Source organism: Pseudomonas sp. HS6-2 (assembly GCF_049325675.2).
In the GTDB taxonomy this organism is placed as follows: domain Bacteria; phylum Pseudomonadota; class Gammaproteobacteria; order Pseudomonadales; family Pseudomonadaceae; genus Aquipseudomonas; species Aquipseudomonas putida_N.
Genome location: NZ_CM143906.1, coordinates 1,224,642 through 1,245,771, shown reverse-complemented (window position 1 = coordinate 1,245,771; position 21,130 = coordinate 1,224,642). Strand labels below are relative to the sequence as shown.

Here is a 21,130-nt window from a genome sequence, read left to right as displayed (position 1 = left end):
CCTCCATGCAAACCCGAATGCTGATCAACGGTAAGTTGGTCGCGGGCGATGGCCCGACCTGGACTGTGCTCAACCCGGCCGAAGGCAGCGCCCTGGCGCAGATCAACGAAGCCACAGAGGCCCAGGTCGATACCGCCGTGCGTGCCGCCGACCAGGCCTTCGACAGTTGGTCCCAGACCAGCCCCAAGGAGCGCTCGCTGGCGCTGCTGGCCTTGGCCGATGTCATCGAAGCCCATGGCGATGAACTCGCCCGGCTGGAATCGCAGAACTGCGGCAAGCCGTTCGCCGCTGCCCTGAACGACGAAATCCCGGCCATCGCCGACGTGTTCCGTTACTTCGCCGGGGCCGCCCGCTGCCTCGGTGGTTCGGCGGCAGGTGAATACCTGCCGGGCCATACCTCGATGATCCGCCGCGACCCACTGGGCGTGGTGGCCTCGATCGCGCCGTGGAACTACCCGCTGATGATGCTGGCGTGGAAGGTCGCCCCCGCCTTGGCGGCCGGCAACACCGTGGTCATCAAGCCGTCCGAACTGACACCGCTGACCGCCCTGCGCCTGGGCGAGCTGGCCAAGGGCCTGTTGCCGCCCGGCGTGCTCAACATCCTGTTCGGCCGCGGGCAGACGGTGGGCAACCCACTGGTCACCCATCCCAAGGTACGCATGGTCTCGCTGACCGGCTCAATTCCCACCGGCGCGCACATCATCGGCGCCACCGCCAGCAGCGTGAAACGCATGCACATGGAACTGGGCGGCAAGGCGCCGGTACTGGTGTTCGATGACGCCGATATCGACGCGGCCATCGACGGCATCCGCACGTTCGGCTTCTACAACGCGGGCCAGGACTGCACTGCAGCCTGTCGCCTGTATGTGCAAGCGGGTATCTACGACCGCTTCGTCGAGCGCCTGGGCAAGGCCGTTTCCAGCCTCAAGGCCGGCCTGCAGGATGCCGAAGACACTGAGCTCGGCCCGCTGATCAGCGCCCAACACCGCGACAAGGTGGCCGGCCTGGTCCAGCGCGCCATCGCCCAGCCGCACATCCGCCTGGTAACGGGCGGCAAGGTGATTGCAGGGGATGGCTTCTTCTTCGAACCGACCGTGCTGGCCGATGCGTTGCAGGATGACGAGATCGTGCGCAACGAGGTGTTCGGCCCGGTGGTGTCCGTAACCCGCTTCAACACCGAAGAGCAGGCGCTGGAATGGGCCAACGATTCCGAATATGGCCTGGCATCATCGGTCTGGACCCGCGACACCGGCCGCGCCCACCGCCTCGCGGCGCGGTTGCAGTATGGCTGCACCTGGGTCAATACCCACTTCATGCTGGTCAGCGAAATGCCCCATGGCGGACAGAAGCATTCGGGGTATGGGAAAGATATGTCGATGTATGGGCTGGAGGACTACACCTGTGTGCGGCATGTGATGATCAAGCATTGAGGTGGGGCTGGTGGGTATGCCGATAGTTGTTCAGCGCCTGTGATATCGAGCGCCGCCCGCGCGGCGCTCGATCTCCGCCATACCGCACGGCTGTCGCCATGCCCTAAACTTTTCTAATCTCGCAGATCCGACTCATGAATCGGGTTGGCCCGGCTGGTCGCCCGTTGATACTGCGCAGGCCAAGTGGCTTTGTTACCACCCAGATCATCATCAGCATGCAACGGCCAGTAAGGATCGCGCAGCAGCTCCCGGGCCAGGAAGATCACATCAGCCTGCCCGGTGCGCAGAATATGCTCGGCCTGGGCAGGTTCGGTGATCATGCCGACGGTGCCAGTGGCGATCTCTGCTTCCTTGCGCACGCGCTCTGCAAAGCGAGTCTGGTAACCGGGGCCGGTGGGGATTTCGGCGTTGACCGAAGTGCCGCCGGAGGACACGTCGATAAGGTCAACACCCAACACCCGCAGCCGACGAGCCAGTTCGACGGTTTCATCAGGGTTCCAGCCGTCCTCGACCCAGTCGGTCGCCGATACCCGCACGAACAGCGGCAATTCGGCCGGCCAGACCTTGCGCACGGCCTCCACCACCTGCAGGGTCAGGCGAATACGGTTTTCGAAGCAACTGCCGTATTCGTCACGGCGCTGGTTGCTCAGCGGTGAAAGAAACTGGTGCAGCAGATAACCATGGGCGGCGTGGATCTCGACCACCTTGAAGCCGGCCTTGAGCGCCCGCTCGGTCGAAGCGACGAAGGCATTGATCACGTCCTGGATCTCCTCCTTGCTCAACTCGCGTGGCGGTGTATGCTGCGGGTCGAAGGCGATCTTCGACGGGCCCACTGGCTCCCAGCCGCCGTCTTCGAGCTTCACACTACCCTGCTTGCCCAGCCATGGCCGATAGGTACTGGCCTTGCGCCCGGCGTGGGCCAGCTGGATACCCGGCATGGCACCTTGCGCGGTAATGAAACGGGTGATGCGCTGTAACGGGACGATCTGGTCGTCGTTCCACAAGCCGAGGTCTTCGGCTGTGATGCGGCCATCGGCAGTCACCGCGACGGCTTCGCTGATGACCAGGCCAGCGCCACCCACGGCGCGGCTGCCCAAGTGAACAAGGTGCCAATCGTTGGCCAGGCCATCGATGGCGGAATACTGGCACATCGGCGAGACCGCGATGCGGTTGGGCAGCGTCAGCTGACGCAGGGTGTAAGGCTCGAGCAGCAGGCTCATGAGGGCACCTCCCAAGGACTCCAATGGTGATCCGGCCCGGACACTCAAGTGCACATCCCTGGCCCGGTGCCGGTCATTAATCAGACTAGACCAGATTGGTGGGGGGGAAGGTTCAGTGGGATGGCGAGGTGTTCGCCGAAAGGTTTGCAGCGCCTGTGAGATCGAGCGCCGCGCGGGCGGCGCTCGATTTCCGCAATCCTGCAAGATCCAAGGCAGGCACTTTATGGCCTCAGCGCGCTTCCAAATGCCCTCTTAGCGCCGTTCACTGGAATTTCTGACTGGTCCGACGCACGCGTCAGATGTTTCCTACACATATGAACTGGCGGTGCATAAATAAGGAAAATATCCTACAAGCCCTGTCGACACGCGTCTGATTGTTCCTGAATACGCTGCCACTTAGCCCCTCTGGGTCGCTGGCAGTTCAGCGATCGGGTGTGGAAACCCGCATAAAGCATTTCGGGTTTGTCGTTAATGGCGGCTGTACCCGGAAGGCCGCGTGCCTACCGAGTTTTCCTGAATGCACTCGGGTTTCCACTCCGTGTACAGCTGCCACCTTTCCTATAAGTATAGAAAGCATAGGCAGTGTAACCCCCGACTCAGCCAACAATCGCTGTACCTATACAAGGTAATCAAGACAACTATATATGTTGCAGCGACGCACAACAGGACCAGTATCACTAACCGATCTGAAAACCACCCCACAACGCAACGACCTCAACATGGATATTTGGCAATACTCGCTAAAGCTCATGCGAGAGCTTCCGCCTCGCAAACAAGCAAAAGCCTTGCTGCTTGGTGGGATTCTTAATCTCATCTTAAGTGCTAGCTTTTCACTTATGTGGCGCGAACACGAAAAAACCAGCGAAGAGTCATGGTTGCGAGTTCCGGCATCTCTCACTTCTAAACCTGAAACATTGGACAGTGACAGATCTCTCTATACGTTCAGCATCAAGTTTAAAACTTCAAATGGAAAGCACCACAACGCTCATCTTTATGCAAACAAAATATACTATGATGCAGCGAGTCTGGACCTAAATACGCCACTCTTGGTTGACATAGCAACCTCTAAAAGCGCTGCAACGGCTCAGCGTTTAATCGCTCCTAGCGGAATGTTTCTTTATGATTCTGCAATGGCGGCACATGTCACCAATGTAAGAAACCGGGAGACCACACTAGCAGTTATCATTTTCTCATTTAGCGGCATCAGCATCTTGATTGCGGCAGCGGTGATCTACTACCGCCCCAGAAAGGAGTGCAACTGAACCTGAGCAGCACCTGGGAGATCGAGCGCCGCGCGGCCGGCGCTCGAGTTGTGCCCCAGCGCAAAAACCAAGGCAGGCACCTGACGCTAAAGTCAGCGCGGCTCCATATGCGCAATCATCAACTGCACACTCTCATTCCCACGAAACTCATTCACATCCAGCTTGTACGCCAGCTCGACCCAACGCACCGTCGGGTTCGGCCACACCTCGCGGTCAATGCCAAAGGCAATGCCATCCAGCCGCACCGACCCGCACTCGCTCTTGAGCACAACCTTCAAGTGCCGCTCGCCGACCACACGCTGCTCCACCAGTTGGAACACCCCATGGAACAGCGGCTCGGGGAAGTGCTGCCCCCAAGGCCCGGCATTGCGCAGGGCCTTGGCCAGGTCGAGGTGGAATTCCTCCACGGCCAGGCTGCCGTCCGACAGCAGGCGACCGGTCAGGTCCTCTTCGCGCAGCTGGCGCCGGACTTCTTCATCGAAGGCTTCGGCAAAGGCCGGGAAATTGCTTTCGGGCAGAGACAGCCCCGCCGCCATGGCATGCCCGCCGAACTTGCTGATCAGCTGCGGATGGCGCGCCGCCACCGCATCCAGTGCATCGCGAATATGGAAGCCCGGCACCGAACGCGCCGAGCCCTTGAGCATGCCGTCGCCAGCATCGGCGAAGGCGATGGTCGGCCGGTGGTAACGCTCCTTCAGGCGCGAAGCAAGAATCCCGATCACGCCCTGGTGCCAATCGGCATCGAACAGGCACAGGCCATAAGGCATGGACTCGACCGGCAGGTCCTTGAGCTGGGCCAGGGCTTCGCGCTGCATGCCCTGCTCGATCGACTTGCGGTCCTGGTTCAGGTCATCCAGTTGCTGGGCCATGTCCTGGGCCAGTGCTTGGTCTTCGCACAGCAGGCATTCGATGCCCAGGCTCATGTCGTCCAGGCGCCCGGCAGCATTGAGCCGTGGGCCGAGGATGAAACCGAGGTCGGTGGAGGTGATGCGCCGATGGTCGCGCCGCGCCACTTCCAGAATGGCCTTAAGGCCTGGCCGCGCGCGGCCGGCGCGGATACGCTCCAGGCCTTGGTGTACGAGGATGCGGTTGTTGGCATCCAGTGGCACCACGTCGGCGACGCTGCCCAGGGCGACCAGGTCGAGCAGCTCGCCGATATTCGGCTGCGGCTGGGTTTCGTAGCGCCCCAGGCTGCGCAGGCGTGCACGCAGGGCCATGAGCACGTAGAAGATCACCCCGACGCCGGCCAGCGACTTGCTCGGGAAGTCGCAGCCAGGCTGGTTCGGGTTGACGATGGCGTCGGCATCCGGCAACTGCTGGCCCGGCAGGTGATGGTCGGTGACCAGCACCTTGAGCCCGGCCGACTTGGCCGCTGCCACACCTTCGACGCTGGAGATGCCGTTATCGACGGTCACCAGCAGGTCTGGCTGGCGCTCGAGCGCCACCTGGACGATCTCCGGGGTCAGGCCGTAGCCGTATTCGAAGCGGTTGGGCACCAGGTAATCGACATGGGCCGCACCCAGCAGGCGCAGGCCGAGCATGCCGACGGTGCTGGCGGTGGCGCCGTCGGCATCGAAATCGCCGACGATAAGGATGCGCTGGCGCTGGTCGAGGGCTTCGACCAGCAGGTCCACTGCCGCCTCGATGCCCTTGAGCTGCTGGTACGGCAGCAGGCGCGCCAGGCTCTTGTCCAGCTCGGCCTCGGATTGCACGCCGCGGGCGGCGTACAGGCGGGTCAGCAAGGGTGGCAGGTTACCCAGAAATGGCAGGGTCGGCGGCAGCGGGCGAGGTTCGATACGCATGGAGTGCTTCAGCCACGCTCACCGAGCAGCCACTGCAGCTGCACTTCGTGCTGGCCACGGTCATCGGTGACGAACACGGTGCCTTCGCTGATCATCACATCCCACTTGATGGTACGCGGCATGTCGGTGGCCAGGACTTCCAGCACCTCCTGCGGCACGGCGGCGATGCTCAAGTTCTTCAGGCCCTTGACCGCGCTCACCACCTTGCCTTCCCACACGCGCAGGCTGCCGTAGGCGAGCAGGCTGGTGCGCTCGGTGCGGCGCGAGCACCAGGTCAGGCGATCGGCATCCGGCTGGCCGACTTCGATCCAGTGCAGGATGCGGTCGTCCAGGCTCTTTTCCCACAGCGCCGCTTCATCCACATCGGACAGGCCACGGCCGAACGAAAGGTTCTCGTTGTACCACAGGGCATAGGCCAGCAGGCGCACGGCCATGCGCTCTTCGGTTTCCGAAGGGTGACGGGCAATGGTCTGGCGGACGTTTTCGTACACGCCACGATCAAGATCGGTCAGGTTCAGTTCGAATTTGTAGGTGGTGGACGGCTGGGCCATGGTCGAGTGGGCTTCGTGCGTAGAGAAAAGTCACCTAGTCTAACCGATCCCGCCTTTGCTTGCGCCGGAGCAGTATCGGCCGCCCCGCACGTATGCTAAAACCACGGCTCTGATCAGTTGCCACGGATGCCTCATGTCTACGCCCAGCAAACCCCTCGCCGGCCTGAAAGTCATCGAGCTCGGCACCCTGATCGCCGGGCCTTTCGCCTCGCGGATCTGCGCCGAATTCGGCGCCGAAGTGATCAAGGTCGAGTCGCCGGACGGCGGTGACCCGCTGCGCAAATGGCGCAAGTTGTACGAGGGCACGTCACTGTGGTGGTTCGTGCAGGCGCGCAACAAGCAGTCGCTGACGCTCAACCTCAAGCACCCCGAAGGCCGCGACGTGCTCAAGCGCCTGCTCGGCGAGGCCGACATCCTGATCGAGAACTTCCGCCCCGGCGTGCTGGAAAAACTCGGCCTGGGCTGGGACGTGCTGCATGCCCTCAACCCTCGCCTGGTCATGGTGCGCCTGTCCGGCTTCGGCCAGACCGGGCCGATGAAGGACCAGCCAGGCTTCGGTGCGGTCGGTGAATCGATGGGCGGGCTGCGCTACATCACCGGCTTCGACGACCGCCCGCCGGTACGCACCGGGATTTCCATCGGTGATTCGATCGCTGCGCTGTGGGGCGTGATTGGCGCGCTGATGGCACTGCGTCATCGCGAAGTCAATGGTGGCCAGGGCCAGGTGGTGGACGTGGCGCTGTACGAGGCGATCTTCGCCATGATGGAAAGCATGGTCCCGGAATTCGACGTGTTCGGCTTCATCCGCGAGCGTACCGGCAACATCATGCCGGGCATCACGCCCTCCTCCATCCACACCAGCGCCGACGGCAAGCATGTGCAGATCGGCGCCAACGGTGACGCCATCTTCAAGCGCTTCATGCAGGCCATCGGCCGCACCGACCTGGCCGACGACCCGAGCCTGGCCAGCAATGACGGCCGCGATGCCAGGCGCGACGAGTTGTACGGGGTGATCGACCGCTGGGCCAAAAGCCTGCCGCTGGACCAGTTGATGCAGGTGCTCACAGACGCCGAGGTGCCGGCCAGCCGTATCTACTCGGCCGAGGACATGTTCAGCGACCCGCAGTACCTGGCCCGTGAAATGTTCCTGCAGGCGCGCCTGCCGGACGGCAAGCCGTTCAAGATGCCGGGTATCGTGCCCAAGCTCTCGGAAACCCCTGGTTCTGCCGAATGGGTCGGCCCGGCGCTGGGTGAGCATACCGATACCGTGCTGGCTTCCCTGGGCTACGACCAGGCGGCGATTGCCAGCCTGCGCCAGGCAGGCACGGTCTGAGGCTGCTGCCGATGCGTTGGCTGGCCCTGTGCTGCGCGCTGCTGCTTGCCCTGCTGGTAGCGCCGGCGCAGGCCAAGGAACGCCTGCTGTGGCTGGTGCGCGACCTGCCGCCGTTCACCGTGTTCGAAGGCACGGATAAAGGCCAGGGGGTTATCGACCAGATGCTGCCGCTGCTGATCGAGCAGATGCCCGAGTACGACCACAGCATCGTCCGGGTCAACCGTGCACGCGGGATCCAGATGCTCCAGGACCCATCCAGCTTCACCTGCGACCCGACATTGCTGTGGACTGCGGAGCGGGCGAAGTTCGTGCACTTCTCACAACCGACGCTCGGCGTGCTGAGCAGCGGTGTGGTGGTGCGCAAGACCGAGCAGGCGCTACTGGCCTCCTATCTGGACGATCAGCAGGTCGACCTCAAAGGCTTGCTCGGTAATACCCGGCTGAAGCTGGGCATCGTCGCCCAACGCAGCTACAGCAGCCAGGTCGACGAGATCCTGCGCCAGCTGCCCGACTCGGCGTTCAGCCGCCATTACGGCAACGATGCCACCGCCAACCTGCTGCAGATGCAACAGCTCGGGCGACTGCAACTGGTATTGGGCTACTGGCCGGAAGTGCGCTACCTGATTCAGCAACATGGTGGCTCACCGGCGGACTATCAGTTCCATCCGATCCAGGGCGTGGACCGCTACCAGTTCCTGCACGTAGGCTGCTCGAACACGCCACTGGGGCGCGCCGCCATCAGCCACATCGACCAGTTGCTACCGGCCCTGCGCCTGAATACCCTGCCCGCCCTTTATGCACACTGGCTTGACCCCGAGCTGCGCATTACCTATCTGGAAGAGAGCAAGCACTTCTTCGAAGAGCGCTAGGCACCACGCAAAAGAAACCCCGGACGCTGGGGAAGACGCCCGGGGCCAATCGAAAGTCCTCATGGACTTCCCGTGACAACCTGCCAGCACCGGAGCTGTGCACTGGCCGGCTGCCCTTGAAGATTATGATAGCCCTCTCAGGCAAAGGTTCCCTGCGGCTGTTGGCGCTGTTGCAATGCCGCGATCACACAGGGCTGCAAGCGCCCTTCGACAATCTGCAGGTCACGGTGCAAGCCGTCTACCAGGTCGATCAACAGGCTTTGCTCCTGCAGCTGGCGTGGGCTGACCGTACGGCGCAAGGCTGTACCGCCGAGGCTGTCATATACGGTCAATTGACGGTTGCCGCTGGCATCCGTGGCACCTAGCTTGGCCTGGTAGGGGGTAAGGGCGTCGTTGAGCAGTCTGCAGATTCTTTCCATCCGGATCACTCGTTTGTAGTGGGACATGAAGGAACTGACCAGCAAACGCAGCGGAAAGTTCGCTGCGCCACGGCTGTGCTAGTGAGCATGCGTGGGCGACGTGACAGTTTGAATACGTTTCAGGGCTTGTTGCCAGCGCCCGACAGGCAGGGGCCAAGGAAGGTCTGCAAGGACCCACAGGCCTTGGCGCCGGGCTTCATGGGCAAGGTTCGGGCTGCCTGTGCTGGCATGGCCGACGAACAGCACGGCACGGGTGCAACAGGCCCGCTCGAGCAGGGCCAGGCCATCGCTCACGGCGTGGTCGAGAATCAGCAGGTCCGCCCGCGGTTGACGGGCCAGGCAGGTGTCGAGATCGGCCAGGTCATGGGCGACGCGCACGCTGAACAGGCCCTGTGCGTTGCAGGCCTGGTGCAGGAGGATCTGGTGGGATGGGCGTGCTTGGTAAATCACCACGTAAGGCTGTCGCATGTACCGCTCCTTGGGGGAAGGACCGGTCACTCTAGGCAAGGCTTCCTGAGCCTTACATAGGACAATTCCGCAAAAGCTTGAGGAAAGCCCTGAAATCTGGGGCTGCTTCGCAGCCCCGATGCCAATGCGATTACAAAGGCTTGCCGCGATTACCATGCTGGCTGACAAAGGCTTGAACAGCCTTCAGGTCGTTGGCCAGCACGGTGCAACGCTCTTCACGGCTGAACAGGTCGCTCAGGTGCGCTGGCAGCTCCAGCGCCTTGCCCACACCGGCCTTCTCCACCGCTTCCGGGAACTTGACCGGGTGCGCCGTACCCAGCACCACCATCGGCGTGTCCAGGCTGCGGCGGCACTCGCGGGCGGCCTTGACGCCGATCGCGGTGTGCGGGTCGAGCACTTCACCGGTGGCGGCAAACACCTCGGCGATGGTCTCGCAGGTCTGCTCGTCGCTGACTGCCAGCGAATCGAACAACTTGCGCGCTTCGTTCCAGCGGTCCTGCTCGACGCTGAAGCCACCGCCCTGCTTGAAGGTGGCCATCAGCTCGGCCAGCGCCGCGCCGTTGCGGCCGTGCAGGTCGAACAACAAGCGCTCGAAGTTGGACGAAACCATGATGTCCATGGACGGCGACAGGGTCGCGTGCAGGGTTTCCTTGACGTACTGGTTGCCGCTCATGAAGCGGTGCAGGATGTCGTTGCGGTTGGTGGCGACGATCAGCTGGCTGACCGGCAGGCCCATGTTGCGCGCCAGGTAACCGGCAAAGATGTCGCCGAAGTTGCCGGTCGGTACCGAGAACGCCACCGAACGGGCCGGGCCGCCCAGCTGCAGGGCCGCGTGGAAGTAGTAGACAATCTGGGCCATGATCCGCGCCCAGTTGATCGAGTTGACCGCAACCAGGCGGGTGCCCTTGAGGAACGACTGGTCGGCGAAGCTGGCCTTGACCATTTCCTGGCAGTCGTCGAAGTTGCCTTCGATGGCGATGTTGTGGACGTTGTCGCCAAACAGGGTGGTCATCTGGCGGCGCTGTACTTCCGACACACGCTGGTGCGGGTGGAGGATGAAGATGTCGACGTTCTCGCAGCTGCGGCAGCCTTCGATGGCGGCGGAGCCGGTGTCACCGCTGGTGGCGCCAATGATCACCACGCGCTCGTTGCGCTTGGCCAGCACGTGGTCGAGCAGGCGGCCGAGCAGTTGCAGGGCGAAGTCCTTGAACGCCAGGGTCGGGCCGTGGAACAGCTCCAGCACCCACTCGTTGCTGTTCAGTTGACGCAGCGGGGCGACCGCGGCGTGGGCGAACTCGCCGTAGGTTTCTTCGAGGATCTTCTTGAAGTCGGCGTCGGCGATGCTGCCTTCGACAAACGGGCGCATTACCCGGAAGGCCAGCTCGTGGTACGGCAGGCCGGCCCAGGAGGCGATTTCTTCCTGGGTGAAGCGAGGCAGGTTTTCAGGAACGTACAGGCCGCCGTCGCTGGCCAGGCCAGCCAGCAGCACGTCTTCGAAATTCAGGGCAGGAGCCTGGCCGCGGGTACTGATATAGCGCATGGGTGCAAACCTTCGATGCTGAGGCCCGGGCCGCGCTCGCGGCCCGACGGCACTAATTTTGTTAGTTGAGCTGTTCGACGCGGATGCGCACAACCTTGCCGACCACGTCCTGCAGGGCTTCCAGGGCGACGATGGCATCGTTGATGCGCTGCTCGACCACACCGTGGGTCAGCAGGATCATCGGCACCAGGCCGTCCTGCTCCTCGGCTTCCTTCTGCATGATCGACTCGATGTTGATGCCGCGCTCCGACAGGATGCTCGCCACCTGGGCCAGTACGCCAGGGTGGTCCTTGGCCTGGATGCGCAGGTAGTAGGCGCTTTCGCAGGCTTCGATCGGCAGGATCGGGTGGGCCGACAGCGAGTCTGGCTGGAAGGCCAGGTGCGGCACACGGTTTTCCGGGTCGGAAGTCATGGCACGGACCACGTCGACCAGGTCACCCACCACCGACGAAGCGGTCGGTTCCATGCCGGCGCCTGCGCCGTAGTACAGGGTGGAACCTGCGGCGTCGCCGTTGACCATGACCGCGTTCATCACGCCATTGACGTTGGCGATCAGGCGGTCGGCTGGGATCAGCGTCGGGTGCACGCGCAGCTCGATGCCTTCGGCGGTGCGGCGGGCCACACCCAGGTGCTTGATGCGGTAGCCCAGCGCTTCGGCGTAGTTCACGTCAGCGGTGGTCAGCTGGGTGATGCCTTCGGTGTAGGCCTTGTCGAACTGCAGCGGGATACCAAAGGCGATGGACGCCAGGATGGTCAGCTTGTGCGCGGCATCGATGCCTTCTACGTCGAAGGTCGGGTCGGCTTCGGCATAGCCCAGCGCCTGGGCTTCGGCCAGCACGTCAGGGAAGGCGCGGCCTTTCTCGCGCATTTCGGTGAGGATGAAGTTGCCGGTGCCGTTGATGATGCCGGCCAGCCAGTTGATGCGGTTGGCCGACAGGCCTTCGCGGATCGCCTTGATCACCGGGATGCCGCCAGCCACGGCGGCTTCGAAGGCAACGATGACGCCCTTCTCGCGCGCCTTGGCGAAGATCTCGTTACCGTGCACGGCGATCAGCGCCTTGTTGGCGGTCACCACGTGCTTGCCGTTTTCGATCGCCTTGAGCACCAGGTCACGCGCCACGGTGTAGCCACCGATCAACTCGATGACAATGTCGATTTCCGGGTTGCTCGCAACGTCGAACACATCAGCGGTAATGGGGGTACCGGTAATCTGGCAGTTCGGGTTCTGCGAGCGCATGGCAATCTGTGCCACTTCAATACCGCGCCCGGCACGGCGGGCAATCTCCTCGGCGTTGCGCTGAAGTACATTGAAGGTTCCGCCACCGACGGTCCCCAACCCACAGATGCCTACTTTGACCGGTTTCACTGTGAACTCCCCATTGAACGGCCGGCGCCTTCACCGACCGTGAAACATGCCGTCACCCCATGACGACGGCGTATTGAATTGATTACTTGGCAGCTTGCTGCTGGCCATCCAGGGCCAGCTTGGCCACTTGCGGTGCCGGCTGGTAGCCAGGGATCACATGGCCGTTCTCGAGCACGATGGCCGGCGTGCCGTTGACGCCGATCTGCTGGCCCAGCTGGAACTGCTTGCTGACCGGGTTGGTGCACTTGGCAGCCTTGATTTCCTTGCCTTCGACCATCTTGTCCATTGCCGCACGGCGGTCGCTGGAGCACCAGACGGCCTGCAGCTGCTCGTCACCTGGCGAACCGAGGCCCTGGCGCGGGAAGGCGACATAGCGCACTTCGATACCGCGGCGGTTGAGCTCGGGCACTTCGGCGTGCAGCTTGTGGCAGTACGGGCAGGTGGTGTCGGTGAAGACGGTGATGTGCGACTTGGTCTCGCCCTTGGCAGGGTAAACAACGGTCTCGGCGGCCGGAATGCCGTTGATGAGCTTGGCGACGCCCTGACGCTCGGTCTTTTCGGTCAGGTTGACCGGCTTGCCGTCCTGCAGCTGGTACAGGTAGCCCTGCATGACGTACTGGCCGTCGGCGCTGGCATACAGCACACGGCCGCCCTGCAGCTTGACTTCATAGAGGCCATTGAGCGGGCTGCTGCCGACGCTTTCAACCGGTACTTCGAGTTCGAGGTTCTGCAACGACTTGCGGATCGCCTGCTCGGCGCTGGCATTGCTGTCGGCCGCGGCAACGGCAAAGGTACTGGCCAGCGCCAACACGGCGGCGGCGAAAATCTGGGTCACGCGCATGGGGAACTCCTGGAGGCGGACAGGGGCCGGAGGGCGTCACCTGCAAAAAAATCGCGGCGACCGTACGGCCCTTGATGCAAACCGCCCAAGCCTACCACATCACGCTGCTGATGAAGGGGCCTGCAAGGACCAGTCGGCGGAACATGAAAAACATTCATCCACGTGGATGGTGCTGGGCGTGCAGTTGCTGCAGGCGCGCCTTGGCCACGTGGGTGTAGATCTGCGTGGTGGACAGGTCGCTATGGCCTAGCAGCATCTGCACCACGCGCAGGTCGGCGCCGTGGTTGAGCAGGTGCGTGGCGAAGGCGTGGCGCAGGGTATGCGGCGACAGGGGCTTGTCGATGCAGGCCACCCGCGCCTGGTGCTTGATGCGGTGCCAAAAGGTCTGCCGGGTCATCTGCTCGCCGCGCTGGCTGGGGAACAGTACATCGCTGGGGCGGCCGTTGAGCAGTTCGGCGCGGCCATCACGCAGGTAGCGCTCCAGCCACACCACCGCCTCCTCGCCCATCGGCACCAGGCGCTCCTTGCTGCCCTTGCCCATCACCCGCAGCACGCCCTGGCGCAGGTTGACCTGGTCGAGGGTCAGGCTGACCAGCTCGGTCACCCGCAAGCCACAGGCATAAAGCACTTCGAGCATGGCGCGGTCGCGCTGGCCGATGGCCTCGCCCAGGTCCGGCGCCTGCAGCAGGGCTTCGACGTCGGCTTCCGACAGCGATTTAGGCAATGGCCGACCCAGTTGCGGCATATCGACCTGCAGGGTCGGGTCGACGGTGACCAGCTTTTCCCGCAGCAGGTAGCGGAAAAAGCCGCGCAGGCCGGAAAGAAAGCGCGCCGTAGAGCGTGGCTTGTAGCCCTGGTCGAGACGCCAGGCCAGGTGATCCAGGATCAGTTCGCGACCAGCGTCCGGCAAACTCACCGAATGCTCCTGCAACCAGCCATTGAACAGCGCCAGGTCACTACGATAGGAGACACGGGTATTGTCGGACAGGCCTTTTTCAAGCCACAGGGCGTCGAGGAACTGGTCGATCAGGGGGTGGTCGAGGGCAGGCATGAAAACTCGGTGGCAAACGACGAAATGGCGCTTAGTCTTTCATAACAGCGCTGGCATAGGGAGCCCATATGAACGAACAGCAGATTCTTCTGAGTGTGGGCGGCATAGGCGCGGCTGCGCTTGCCTGCCAGTGGCTGGCGTGGCGCCTGAAACTGCCCGCCATCCTGTTCCTGTTGCTGTGCGGGATCGTCGCTGGCCCCGTGCTGGGCTGGCTGTCGCCTGAAGCGCTGTTCGGCCCGCTGCTGATGCCCCTGGTGTCGCTGGCCGTGGCACTGATCCTGTTCGAAGGTAGCCTGACCCTGCATGTCTCGCAGTGGCGGGAGATCGGCAGCGTGGTGCATCGCCTGGTCACGATCGGGGCGCTGACCACCTGGCTGGTGATCGCCCTGGCCACCCACTGGCTGCTGGCGTTCGAATGGCCTCTGGCAATCCTGTTCGGCGCCCTGACCCTGGTGACCGGGCCCACGGTGATCGTGCCCATGCTGCGCGTGGTACGGCCGAACGCGACGATCGCCAACATCCTGCGCTGGGAAGGCATCGTCATCGACCCGATCGGCGCACTGCTGGCCGTGGTGGTCTACAGCTTCATCATCGCCAGCGGCGACGGCCTGAGCCAGAGCCTGATCACCTTCGCCGCGGTGATCCTGTGCGGCTGCGCACTGGGTGCAGCCGGTGGCTGGCTGTTGGGGCAGGTGATGCGCGAGCAGTGGCTCCCGGAATACCTGCACAACCTGGCGTCCCTGGCTGCGGTGCTGGGCATCTTCATAGCTGCCAACCTGATCGTCCACGAGTCCGGGCTGCTGGCGGTGACTGTGATGGGCATGTGGCTGGCGAACATGCGCGGGGTCGATGTGCGGCAGATCCTGCACTTCAAGGAAAACCTCAGCGTCCTGCTGATTTCCGGGCTGTTCATCCTGCTCGCCGCCCGCCTCGACCTGCAGGCCCTGTTGTCCCTGGGCCCGGCGGTGCTCGCCTTGCTATTGGTGATTCAGTTGCTGGCTAGGCCGCTGAACGTGCTGGTGTCCACTGCCGGGTCGGCGCTGAACTGGCGCGAACGCGCCCTGCTGGCCTGGATAGCACCGCGCGGCATCGTCGCCGCTGCGGTTTCGGCCGTGTTTGCCATCCGCCTGGACCAGCAAGGCCACGCCTCGGCCTTGTTGCTGGTGCCGCTGACCTTCGCCGTGATCATCGGTACGGTCGTCTTGCAGAGCGCTACTGCCCGCCCATTGGCGCGGCTGCTCAAGGTTGCAGAGCCCGCGCCCAGCGGCTTTCTGCTGGTGGGCGCCAACCCGCCAGCGCGCACGCTGGCCAAAGCCTTGCAACAGCTCGGCTGCCGCGTCCTGCTGACCGATTCAAGCTGGGAAAACATACGGGCCGCGCGCATGGATGGCCTGCCAACCTACTTTGGCAACCCCGCCTCGCAGCACGCCGACGCGCATCTGGACCTGGTGGGCCTCGGCCATCTGCTGGGGCTGTCGCCGGCTGGCGAACTCAACGCACTGGCGTGCGCACGGTTTCGCCATGATTTCGGCCACAAGCGGCTGTTCGCGCTGGCCAGCGGGCTGGAGAACCGGCGCAGTGACAAGCATCGGGCCAGCGAAGAACACCGGGGGCAGTTGCTCGGTTCAAGCCCCATGACCTATCTGCAACTGGCCAACCGCCTGCTCGCGGGGGGCGAACTGTTCAGCACCACGCTCACCGAAGCCTTCGGCTGGCAGCAGTATTTGGCGCTGCATGGCGACCGTGCGACCTTGCTGTTCGCCCGCGCCCCCCACGGCTGGGTGCATGTCGCCTGCCCGGACGCCCCGCTCACCCCTCAGGCAGGCTGGACGCTGGTGTCGCTGATCGACCCGGAACCGCAAACGCCCCAGTCAGCAACCGACAAGGCGCTGGCTGACCCATGAGGCTCAGTTGCCGGGCAGTACCGGCACCGGGCGCTTGTCCTCGTCGATGGCGACAAAGCTGAATACCCCGTGGATTGCCCGCTCGCGGCCATCCAGGTACATGTTTTCGACGAACACATCCACCTGCACCTGTAGGCTGGTGTTACCGACTTTGACCACCGTACCCACCAGTTCGACGATCGAGCCCGCCGGGATCGGGTGCTTGAAGTCGATACGATCGGTGGACACGGTCACCAGCGGCAGCCGGCAAAAGCGCGTGGCGGCAATGAACGACACTTCGTCCATCCAGGCCAGCGCGGTGCCGCCGAACAGGGTGTTGTGGTGGTTGGTGGTGTTGGGGAACACCGCTTTGGTCACGCGGGTCACCGACAGCTCGGTGCGGCGCTGGATTTCCTGGTCTCGGCTGGTCATATCCGTCACTTTTCACAGGTTTCAGAAAGCAAAAAAGCAGCCCGAAGGCTGCTTTTTTCTCGCTAGGCGGCCTTGGCCACCGGGCAAACTGCACTCAGGACAGTTTTTCCTTGATGCGAGCGGCTTTGCCGGACAGGTCGCGCAGGTAGTACAGCTTGGCTTTACGCACGTCACCACGACGTTTCACGGCCAGGCTGTCGATCTGCGGGCTGTAGGTCTGGAAGGTACGCTCAACGCCTACGCCGCTGGAGATCTTGCGCACGGTGAAGGCGCTGTTCAGACCGCGGTTACGCTTGGCGATGACAACGCCTTCGAACGCCTGCAGACGGGAACGATCACCTTCCTTCACTTTAACCTGGACGACGATGGTGTCGCCTGGTGCGAAGGTCGGGATTTCCTTGCTCATCTGCTCGGCTTCGAGCTGCTGGATGATCTTGTTGGTCATGCTGTGCTCCTAAGATGGATACTTGATCCACCATCGATACGTTTAACTATCGTCCCGCTCGCGGAGATATTCCTCGAGCAGCTTCTTCTCTTCTCCAGAAAGCGAGCGACTTTCCAGAAGATCGGCGCGTCGTTCGAAGGTCCTACCAAGGGACTGCTTCATCCGCCATCGCCGGATATGTGCATGGTTGCCACTTAGCAACACGTCGGGAACACGCTGATCCGCATACACCTCAGGTCGGGTGTAGTGCGGGCAATCCAGCAGACCGTCGGTGAAAGAGTCTTCCTCCGCCGAGTCCACATGCCCTAAAGCTCCGGGCAGCAGCCGCGTAACCGCATCGATCAGTACCATGGCCGGCAGCTCGCCACCGGAAAGCACATAGTCACCAATCGACCACTCCTCATCGACATGAGCCTCGATAAAGCGCTCGTCGATGCCTTCATAACGACCGGCGATCAGGATCAACGATTCCTGTTCGGCCAGGCCTTTGACCGCCTGCTGAGTCAGCTTGCGGCCTTGTGGCGAAAGATAGATCACCTTCGCCGCTGCTCCGGTCGCTTGCCTGGCGCTAACCAGGGCGTCTTCCAGAGGCTTGATTTTCATCACCATGCCCGGACCACCGCCAAACGGCCGATCATCTACCGTGTGGTGACGATCTGTGGTGTAGTCCCGCGGGTTCCAGCAAGTCACCTGAAGCAACCCCTGTTTCACCGCGCGGCTGGTAATGCCGTACTCTGTGATGGCCGAGAACATCTCGGGGAACAGCGTGATGACGTCTACGCGAAGGTTACCCATCGTTTAGAAGTCCGCGTCCCATTCAACCCGCATCACGCCTGCTTCCAGGTCGATATCGAGCACGCATTGCGCCGTATAGGGCAACAGACGCTCGCGATCATCCAGGCTGCCTGCGCAGGGCTTGACCACCATTACATCGTTCGCACCGGTCTCCAACAGGTGATCGACCTTGCCGAACAGTTGTTCGTCCTGGTTGATGACCTTCAGACCCACCAACTGGTACCAGTAGTACTCGTCGGCAGCCAGGTTGGGCAAAAGGCTCCGCGGGATGCAGATTTCGTAACCACTCAGAAGACGGGCTTCATCGCGATCATCGAGGCCTTTCAGTTTCACGACCAGGCCCTTTTGGGAGCCACGACCGCTGACCAGCTCGACCTGCTTTACCTTGCCTTCGTGCCGAAGCGTCCAGCGTGGATAATCCAACAGGTTTTCAATCGGATCGGTAAAGGAATACACCTTCACCTCGCCGCGAACGCCGTGAACCGAAAAAATCTTGCCAACGACGATGAGGTCGTCAGCCTTTTCTGGCGTCGCGTTCATACTGTTTAGGCGGCAGCCTTGGCAGCGTCCTTCAGCAGCTGAGCAACGCGCTCAGACGGCTGTGCGCCCTGGCTCAGCCAGTAGGAAACGCGCTCTTGGTTGACCGACAGCTTGACTTCGGCGCCCGATGCGATCGGGTTGAAGAAGCCTACGCGCTCAACGAAACGGCCGTCACGGGCGTTACGCGAGTTGGTCACGGTCAGGTGGTAGAATGGGCGCTTTTTCGAGCCGCCACGGGCAAGACGAATGGTTACCATGTGAACATTGTTCCTATAGTCGGTGCTGCAAATCTGAATGCCAAATAGGCACACGGGTGCCCAAAAGGCCGCATATTCTCGGGGAATACACGGACATTTGCAAATGCCTTTTTCGGCAGAGCCCTGCCCTACCGTCCAGATTTGCCGGTTAAGCCACGCAATCCGTGGCCGTTACCCCGCCAAAGCGGGGGTTCCGGGCGCCCACCTCTGTAAAGGCAGGCGCCCAAAATAGGGGGTTACAGCTTCGGCATGCCGCCGCCCGGCAGCATCCCGCCAAGGCCGCGCATCATCTTGGCCATGCCGCCCTTGGCGGAGAATTTCTTCATCATCTTCTGCATCTGCTTGTGCTGCTTGATCAGCCGGCCGATGTCCTGCACCTGGGTGCCGGAGCCGAGGGCGATGCGGCGCTTGCGCGAACCGCTGATCAGGTCAGGGTCGCGACGCTCGGCCGGGGTCATCGAGTTGATGATCGCTTCCATCTGCTTGAACTGCTTCTCGGCCGCGCCCTGGGCGTTACCCATCTGCGACAGGTTGACCCCGCCGATGCTTGGCAGCTTGTCCATCAGGCCGCCGAGGCCGCCCATGTTCTTCATCTGCTGCAGCTGGTCGCGGAAGTCTTCGAGGTCGAAGCCCTTGCCCTTCTTCAGCTTCTTGGCCAGCTTGTCGGCCTTGGCCTTGTCGATGTTCTGCTCGGCCTGCTCGATCAGGCTGAGCACGTCGCCCATGCCGAGGATGCGCGAAGCGACACGGTCCGGGTGGAAGGGTTCGAGGGCTTCGGTCTTCTCGCCCATACCGATGAACTTGATCGGCTTGCCAGTGATGGCGCGCACCGACAGCGCGGCACCGCCACGGGCGTCACCGTCGACCTTGGTCAGTACCACGCCGGTCAGCGGCAGCGCTTCGCCGAACGCCTTGGCGGTGTTGGCGGCATCCTGGCCGGTCATGGCGTCGACCACGAACAGGGTCTCGATCGGCTTGACTGCGGCATGCAGGGCCTTGATCTCGTCCATCATGTCGGCGTCGATGTGCAGGCGACCGGCGGTGTCGACGATGACCACGTCGATGAACTTGAGCTTGGCTTCGCGGATCGCCGCTTCGGCGATGGCCACCGGCTTCTGGCTGATGTCGGACGGGAAGAAGGTCACGCCGATGTCGTTGGCCAGGGTTTCCAGCTGCTTGATCGCCGCCGGGCGATAGACGTCGGCGGACACCACCATCACGCTTTTCTTCTTGCGCTCCTTGAGGAAGCGCGCCAGCTTGCCGGCGGTGGTGGTCTTACCGGCGCCCTGCAGGCCGGCCATCAGCACCACGGCCGGCGGCGCGGCGTTCAGGGCGAGGTCTTCGTTGGCCGCACCCATCAGGCTTTCCAGCTCGGCCTGGACGATCTTCACGAACGCCTGGCCCGGGGTCAGGCTGCGCGATACCTCGGTGCCGACCGCACGTTCCTTGACGCTGTTGACGAAATCCTTGACCACCGGCAGGGCAACGTCGGCCTCGAGCAGGGCCATGCGCACTTCGCGCAACGTGTCCTTGATGTTGTCTTCAGTCAGCTTGGCCTTGCCGGTGACATGGCGCAGCGTCTGTGACAGGCGGTCGGTCAGGTTTTCGAACATGGTGATCCTTTCAGGCCCAGTAAAAGCCGAGGTTTGTCAGGCGCCTGTGGGGGAAATGCACACCCGCCAGGCACAGCAAGGCGGCGATTATAACGAAGTGCGACGGCGGCGCACACCTCGCTGCCGATCGGTCTGGATGGCCGGTGGCGTTCTATGCCAAACTCCGTCTCTTTCAGGGCTCTGCAACCAGGACTTATGGTTTCCTCACCCAGCCTCATCCCCAACCTGATCGCCGCCGGCTTATATATAGCTGCGGCCATCTATCAGGGCGCCCACCTGGCCCAGGGCCGCAAGGCCGACAAACGCCTGCTTGGCCTGCTCGGCGCACTCGCCGTGGTCGCCCAGGGTGGCGCACTGTTCTTCCAGCTGATCACGCCGCTGGGGCTGAGCCTGGACTTCTTCAGCGCCGCCAGCCTGATCGCCGTGGCGGTCATCGCCCTGACGCTGGTGGCCTGCCTGCGCATCCCGGTGGAAAACCTGCTGGTGCTGCTGTTCCCGCTCGGCGCCGTCACCGCACTGCTGGCGCAGTTCGCGCCACCCGGCACGGTGCCGCTGATCGACGAAGAGCCGGGCATCCTCGCGCACATCCTGTTGTCGATCCTGGCCTATGGCCTGTTCACCATCGCGGTGTTCCAGTCGCTGCTGTTGCTGCTGCAGGACCGCCAGCTGAAGAACAAGCACCCGTCCGGCCTGATCCGCAACTTCCCGCCGCTGCAAACCATGGAGAGCCTGCTGTTCGGCTTCCTCTGGGCCGGCTGGTGCCTGCTCTCGCTGTCGCTGATTTCCGGCTGGCTGTTCCTCGAGAACCTGTTCGCCCAGCACCTGGTGCACAAGACCTCGCTGGCCTGCATCGCCTGGATCGTATTCAGCGTGCTGCTGTGGGGACGCACCCGCCTCGGCTGGCGCGGGCACAAGGCGATCCGCTGGACCCTGGCCGGTTTCTGCCTGCTGATGCTGGCCTATTTCGGCAGCAAGCTGGTTCGCGAATTCATCCTGCATATCTGACGGCCGCC

21 protein-coding genes are annotated in these 21,130 nt (G+C 62.9%); 6 read left to right on the top strand and 15 right to left on the bottom strand.

Going from position 1 to position 21,130, the window contains the following annotated elements; translation table 11 throughout:
- Positions 1-5 precede the first annotated feature (5 nt).
- Positions 6-1,430: a gamma-aminobutyraldehyde dehydrogenase gene (locus ACOKS3_RS05725; protein ID WP_103445448.1), complete on the top strand. Its 1,425-nt coding sequence runs from the start codon at positions 6-8 to the stop codon at positions 1,428-1,430.
- Between the two features lie 113 nt (positions 1,431-1,543).
- Here ACOKS3_RS05725 and ACOKS3_RS05720 read toward each other — a convergent pair whose 3' ends face one another.
- Positions 1,544-2,650 (bottom strand): NADH:flavin oxidoreductase/NADH oxidase, encoded by a 1,107-nt coding sequence (locus ACOKS3_RS05720; protein ID WP_103445449.1) that lies wholly within the window; start codon positions 2,648-2,650, stop codon positions 1,544-1,546.
- 719 nt (positions 2,651-3,369) lie between these two features.
- Between ACOKS3_RS05720 and ACOKS3_RS05715 the strand changes: the two genes are divergently transcribed.
- Positions 3,370-3,912 carry a hypothetical protein gene (locus ACOKS3_RS05715; RefSeq protein WP_422763484.1) on the top strand — a complete coding sequence of 181 codons (543 nt, stop codon included), beginning with the start codon at positions 3,370-3,372 and terminating at the stop codon, positions 3,910-3,912.
- 92 nt (positions 3,913-4,004) lie between these two features.
- On the opposite strand, the gene recJ is transcribed toward ACOKS3_RS05715, so the two are convergent.
- Together recJ and ACOKS3_RS05705 are read right to left on the bottom strand one after the other, a co-directional pair.
- Entirely contained in the window at positions 4,005-5,714 is a 1,710-nt protein-coding gene (gene recJ, locus ACOKS3_RS05710) for a single-stranded-DNA-specific exonuclease RecJ (RefSeq protein ID WP_103445450.1), read from the bottom strand.
- An 8-nt stretch (positions 5,715-5,722) separates the two neighbouring features.
- Positions 5,723-6,265: a YaeQ family protein gene (locus ACOKS3_RS05705; RefSeq protein WP_103445451.1), complete on the bottom strand. Its 543-nt coding sequence runs from the start codon at positions 6,263-6,265 to the stop codon at positions 5,723-5,725.
- Positions 6,266-6,398: 133 nt separating this feature from the next.
- On the opposite strand from ACOKS3_RS05705, the gene ACOKS3_RS05700 reads away from it, so the two are divergent.
- Positions 6,399-7,598, top strand: coding sequence for a CaiB/BaiF CoA transferase family protein (locus tag ACOKS3_RS05700; RefSeq protein ID WP_422763485.1), 1,200 nt, complete (start codon positions 6,399-6,401; stop codon positions 7,596-7,598).
- A gap of 11 nt (positions 7,599-7,609) precedes the next feature.
- Positions 7,610-8,467 (top strand): TIGR02285 family protein, encoded by an 858-nt coding sequence (locus ACOKS3_RS05695; RefSeq protein WP_422763486.1) that lies wholly within the window; start codon positions 7,610-7,612, stop codon positions 8,465-8,467.
- A gap of 137 nt (positions 8,468-8,604) precedes the next feature.
- Here the strand turns inward: ACOKS3_RS05695 and ACOKS3_RS05690 are convergent, their stop codons facing one another.
- The 6 genes from ACOKS3_RS05690 to xerD all read right to left on the bottom strand — a co-directional run bounded on the left by ACOKS3_RS05690 (position 8,605) and on the right by xerD (position 14,152).
- The gene (locus ACOKS3_RS05690; RefSeq protein ID WP_103445454.1) at positions 8,605-8,886 is read right to left on the bottom strand and encodes a DUF3509 domain-containing protein; all 282 of its coding nucleotides are present in this window, start codon (positions 8,884-8,886) and stop codon (positions 8,605-8,607) included.
- Between the two features lie 78 nt (positions 8,887-8,964).
- Positions 8,965-9,354 carry a histidine kinase gene (locus ACOKS3_RS05685; protein ID WP_422763487.1) on the bottom strand — a complete coding sequence of 130 codons (390 nt, stop codon included), beginning with the start codon at positions 9,352-9,354 and terminating at the stop codon, positions 8,965-8,967.
- A gap of 130 nt (positions 9,355-9,484) precedes the next feature.
- Positions 9,485-10,894: a threonine synthase gene (gene thrC, locus ACOKS3_RS05680; RefSeq protein ID WP_103445456.1), complete on the bottom strand. Its 1,410-nt coding sequence runs from the start codon at positions 10,892-10,894 to the stop codon at positions 9,485-9,487.
- A gap of 61 nt (positions 10,895-10,955) precedes the next feature.
- Positions 10,956-12,260 carry a homoserine dehydrogenase gene (locus ACOKS3_RS05675; RefSeq protein ID WP_099815331.1) on the bottom strand — a complete coding sequence of 435 codons (1,305 nt, stop codon included), beginning with the start codon at positions 12,258-12,260 and terminating at the stop codon, positions 10,956-10,958.
- 82 nt (positions 12,261-12,342) lie between these two features.
- Positions 12,343-13,101, bottom strand: coding sequence for a thioredoxin fold domain-containing protein (locus tag ACOKS3_RS05670; protein WP_103445457.1), 759 nt, complete (start codon positions 13,099-13,101; stop codon positions 12,343-12,345).
- Between the two features lie 154 nt (positions 13,102-13,255).
- Complete coding sequence (gene xerD, locus ACOKS3_RS05665) at positions 13,256-14,152, bottom strand: site-specific tyrosine recombinase XerD (protein ID WP_103445458.1); 897 nt, start codon at positions 14,150-14,152, stop codon at positions 13,256-13,258.
- A gap of 68 nt (positions 14,153-14,220) precedes the next feature.
- Here xerD and ACOKS3_RS05660 point away from each other — a divergent pair, with 68 nt between their 5' ends.
- Positions 14,221-16,056 carry a cation:proton antiporter gene (locus tag ACOKS3_RS05660; protein WP_422763488.1) on the top strand — a complete coding sequence of 612 codons (1,836 nt, stop codon included), beginning with the start codon at positions 14,221-14,223 and terminating at the stop codon, positions 16,054-16,056.
- Between the two features lie 3 nt (positions 16,057-16,059).
- Here ACOKS3_RS05660 and ACOKS3_RS05655 read toward each other — a convergent pair whose 3' ends face one another.
- The 6 genes from ACOKS3_RS05655 to ffh all read right to left on the bottom strand — a co-directional run bounded on the left by ACOKS3_RS05655 (position 16,060) and on the right by ffh (position 20,117).
- Positions 16,060-16,467 carry an acyl-CoA thioesterase gene (locus tag ACOKS3_RS05655; protein WP_103445460.1) on the bottom strand — a complete coding sequence of 136 codons (408 nt, stop codon included), beginning with the start codon at positions 16,465-16,467 and terminating at the stop codon, positions 16,060-16,062.
- A gap of 94 nt (positions 16,468-16,561) precedes the next feature.
- The gene (gene rplS / locus ACOKS3_RS05650; RefSeq protein WP_023629812.1) at positions 16,562-16,912 is read right to left on the bottom strand and encodes a 50S ribosomal protein L19; all 351 of its coding nucleotides are present in this window, start codon (positions 16,910-16,912) and stop codon (positions 16,562-16,564) included.
- Between the two features lie 42 nt (positions 16,913-16,954).
- The gene (gene trmD, locus ACOKS3_RS05645) at positions 16,955-17,707 is read right to left on the bottom strand and encodes a tRNA (guanosine(37)-N1)-methyltransferase TrmD (protein ID WP_003252146.1); all 753 of its coding nucleotides are present in this window, start codon (positions 17,705-17,707) and stop codon (positions 16,955-16,957) included.
- A gap of 3 nt (positions 17,708-17,710) precedes the next feature.
- Positions 17,711-18,247 (bottom strand): ribosome maturation factor RimM, encoded by a 537-nt coding sequence (rimM, locus tag ACOKS3_RS05640; RefSeq protein ID WP_294337780.1) that lies wholly within the window; start codon positions 18,245-18,247, stop codon positions 17,711-17,713.
- Between the two features lie 5 nt (positions 18,248-18,252).
- Entirely contained in the window at positions 18,253-18,504 is a 252-nt protein-coding gene (gene rpsP, locus ACOKS3_RS05635) for a 30S ribosomal protein S16 (protein ID WP_027920106.1), read from the bottom strand.
- Between the two features lie 236 nt (positions 18,505-18,740).
- Positions 18,741-20,117: a signal recognition particle protein gene (gene ffh / locus ACOKS3_RS05630; RefSeq protein ID WP_103445462.1), complete on the bottom strand. Its 1,377-nt coding sequence runs from the start codon at positions 20,115-20,117 to the stop codon at positions 18,741-18,743.
- A 195-nt stretch (positions 20,118-20,312) separates the two neighbouring features.
- Here ffh and ACOKS3_RS05625 point away from each other — a divergent pair, with 195 nt between their 5' ends.
- Positions 20,313-21,122, top strand: coding sequence for a cytochrome C assembly family protein (locus ACOKS3_RS05625; RefSeq protein ID WP_103445463.1), 810 nt, complete (start codon positions 20,313-20,315; stop codon positions 21,120-21,122).
- The last annotated feature ends 8 nt before the right edge of the window (positions 21,123-21,130 follow it).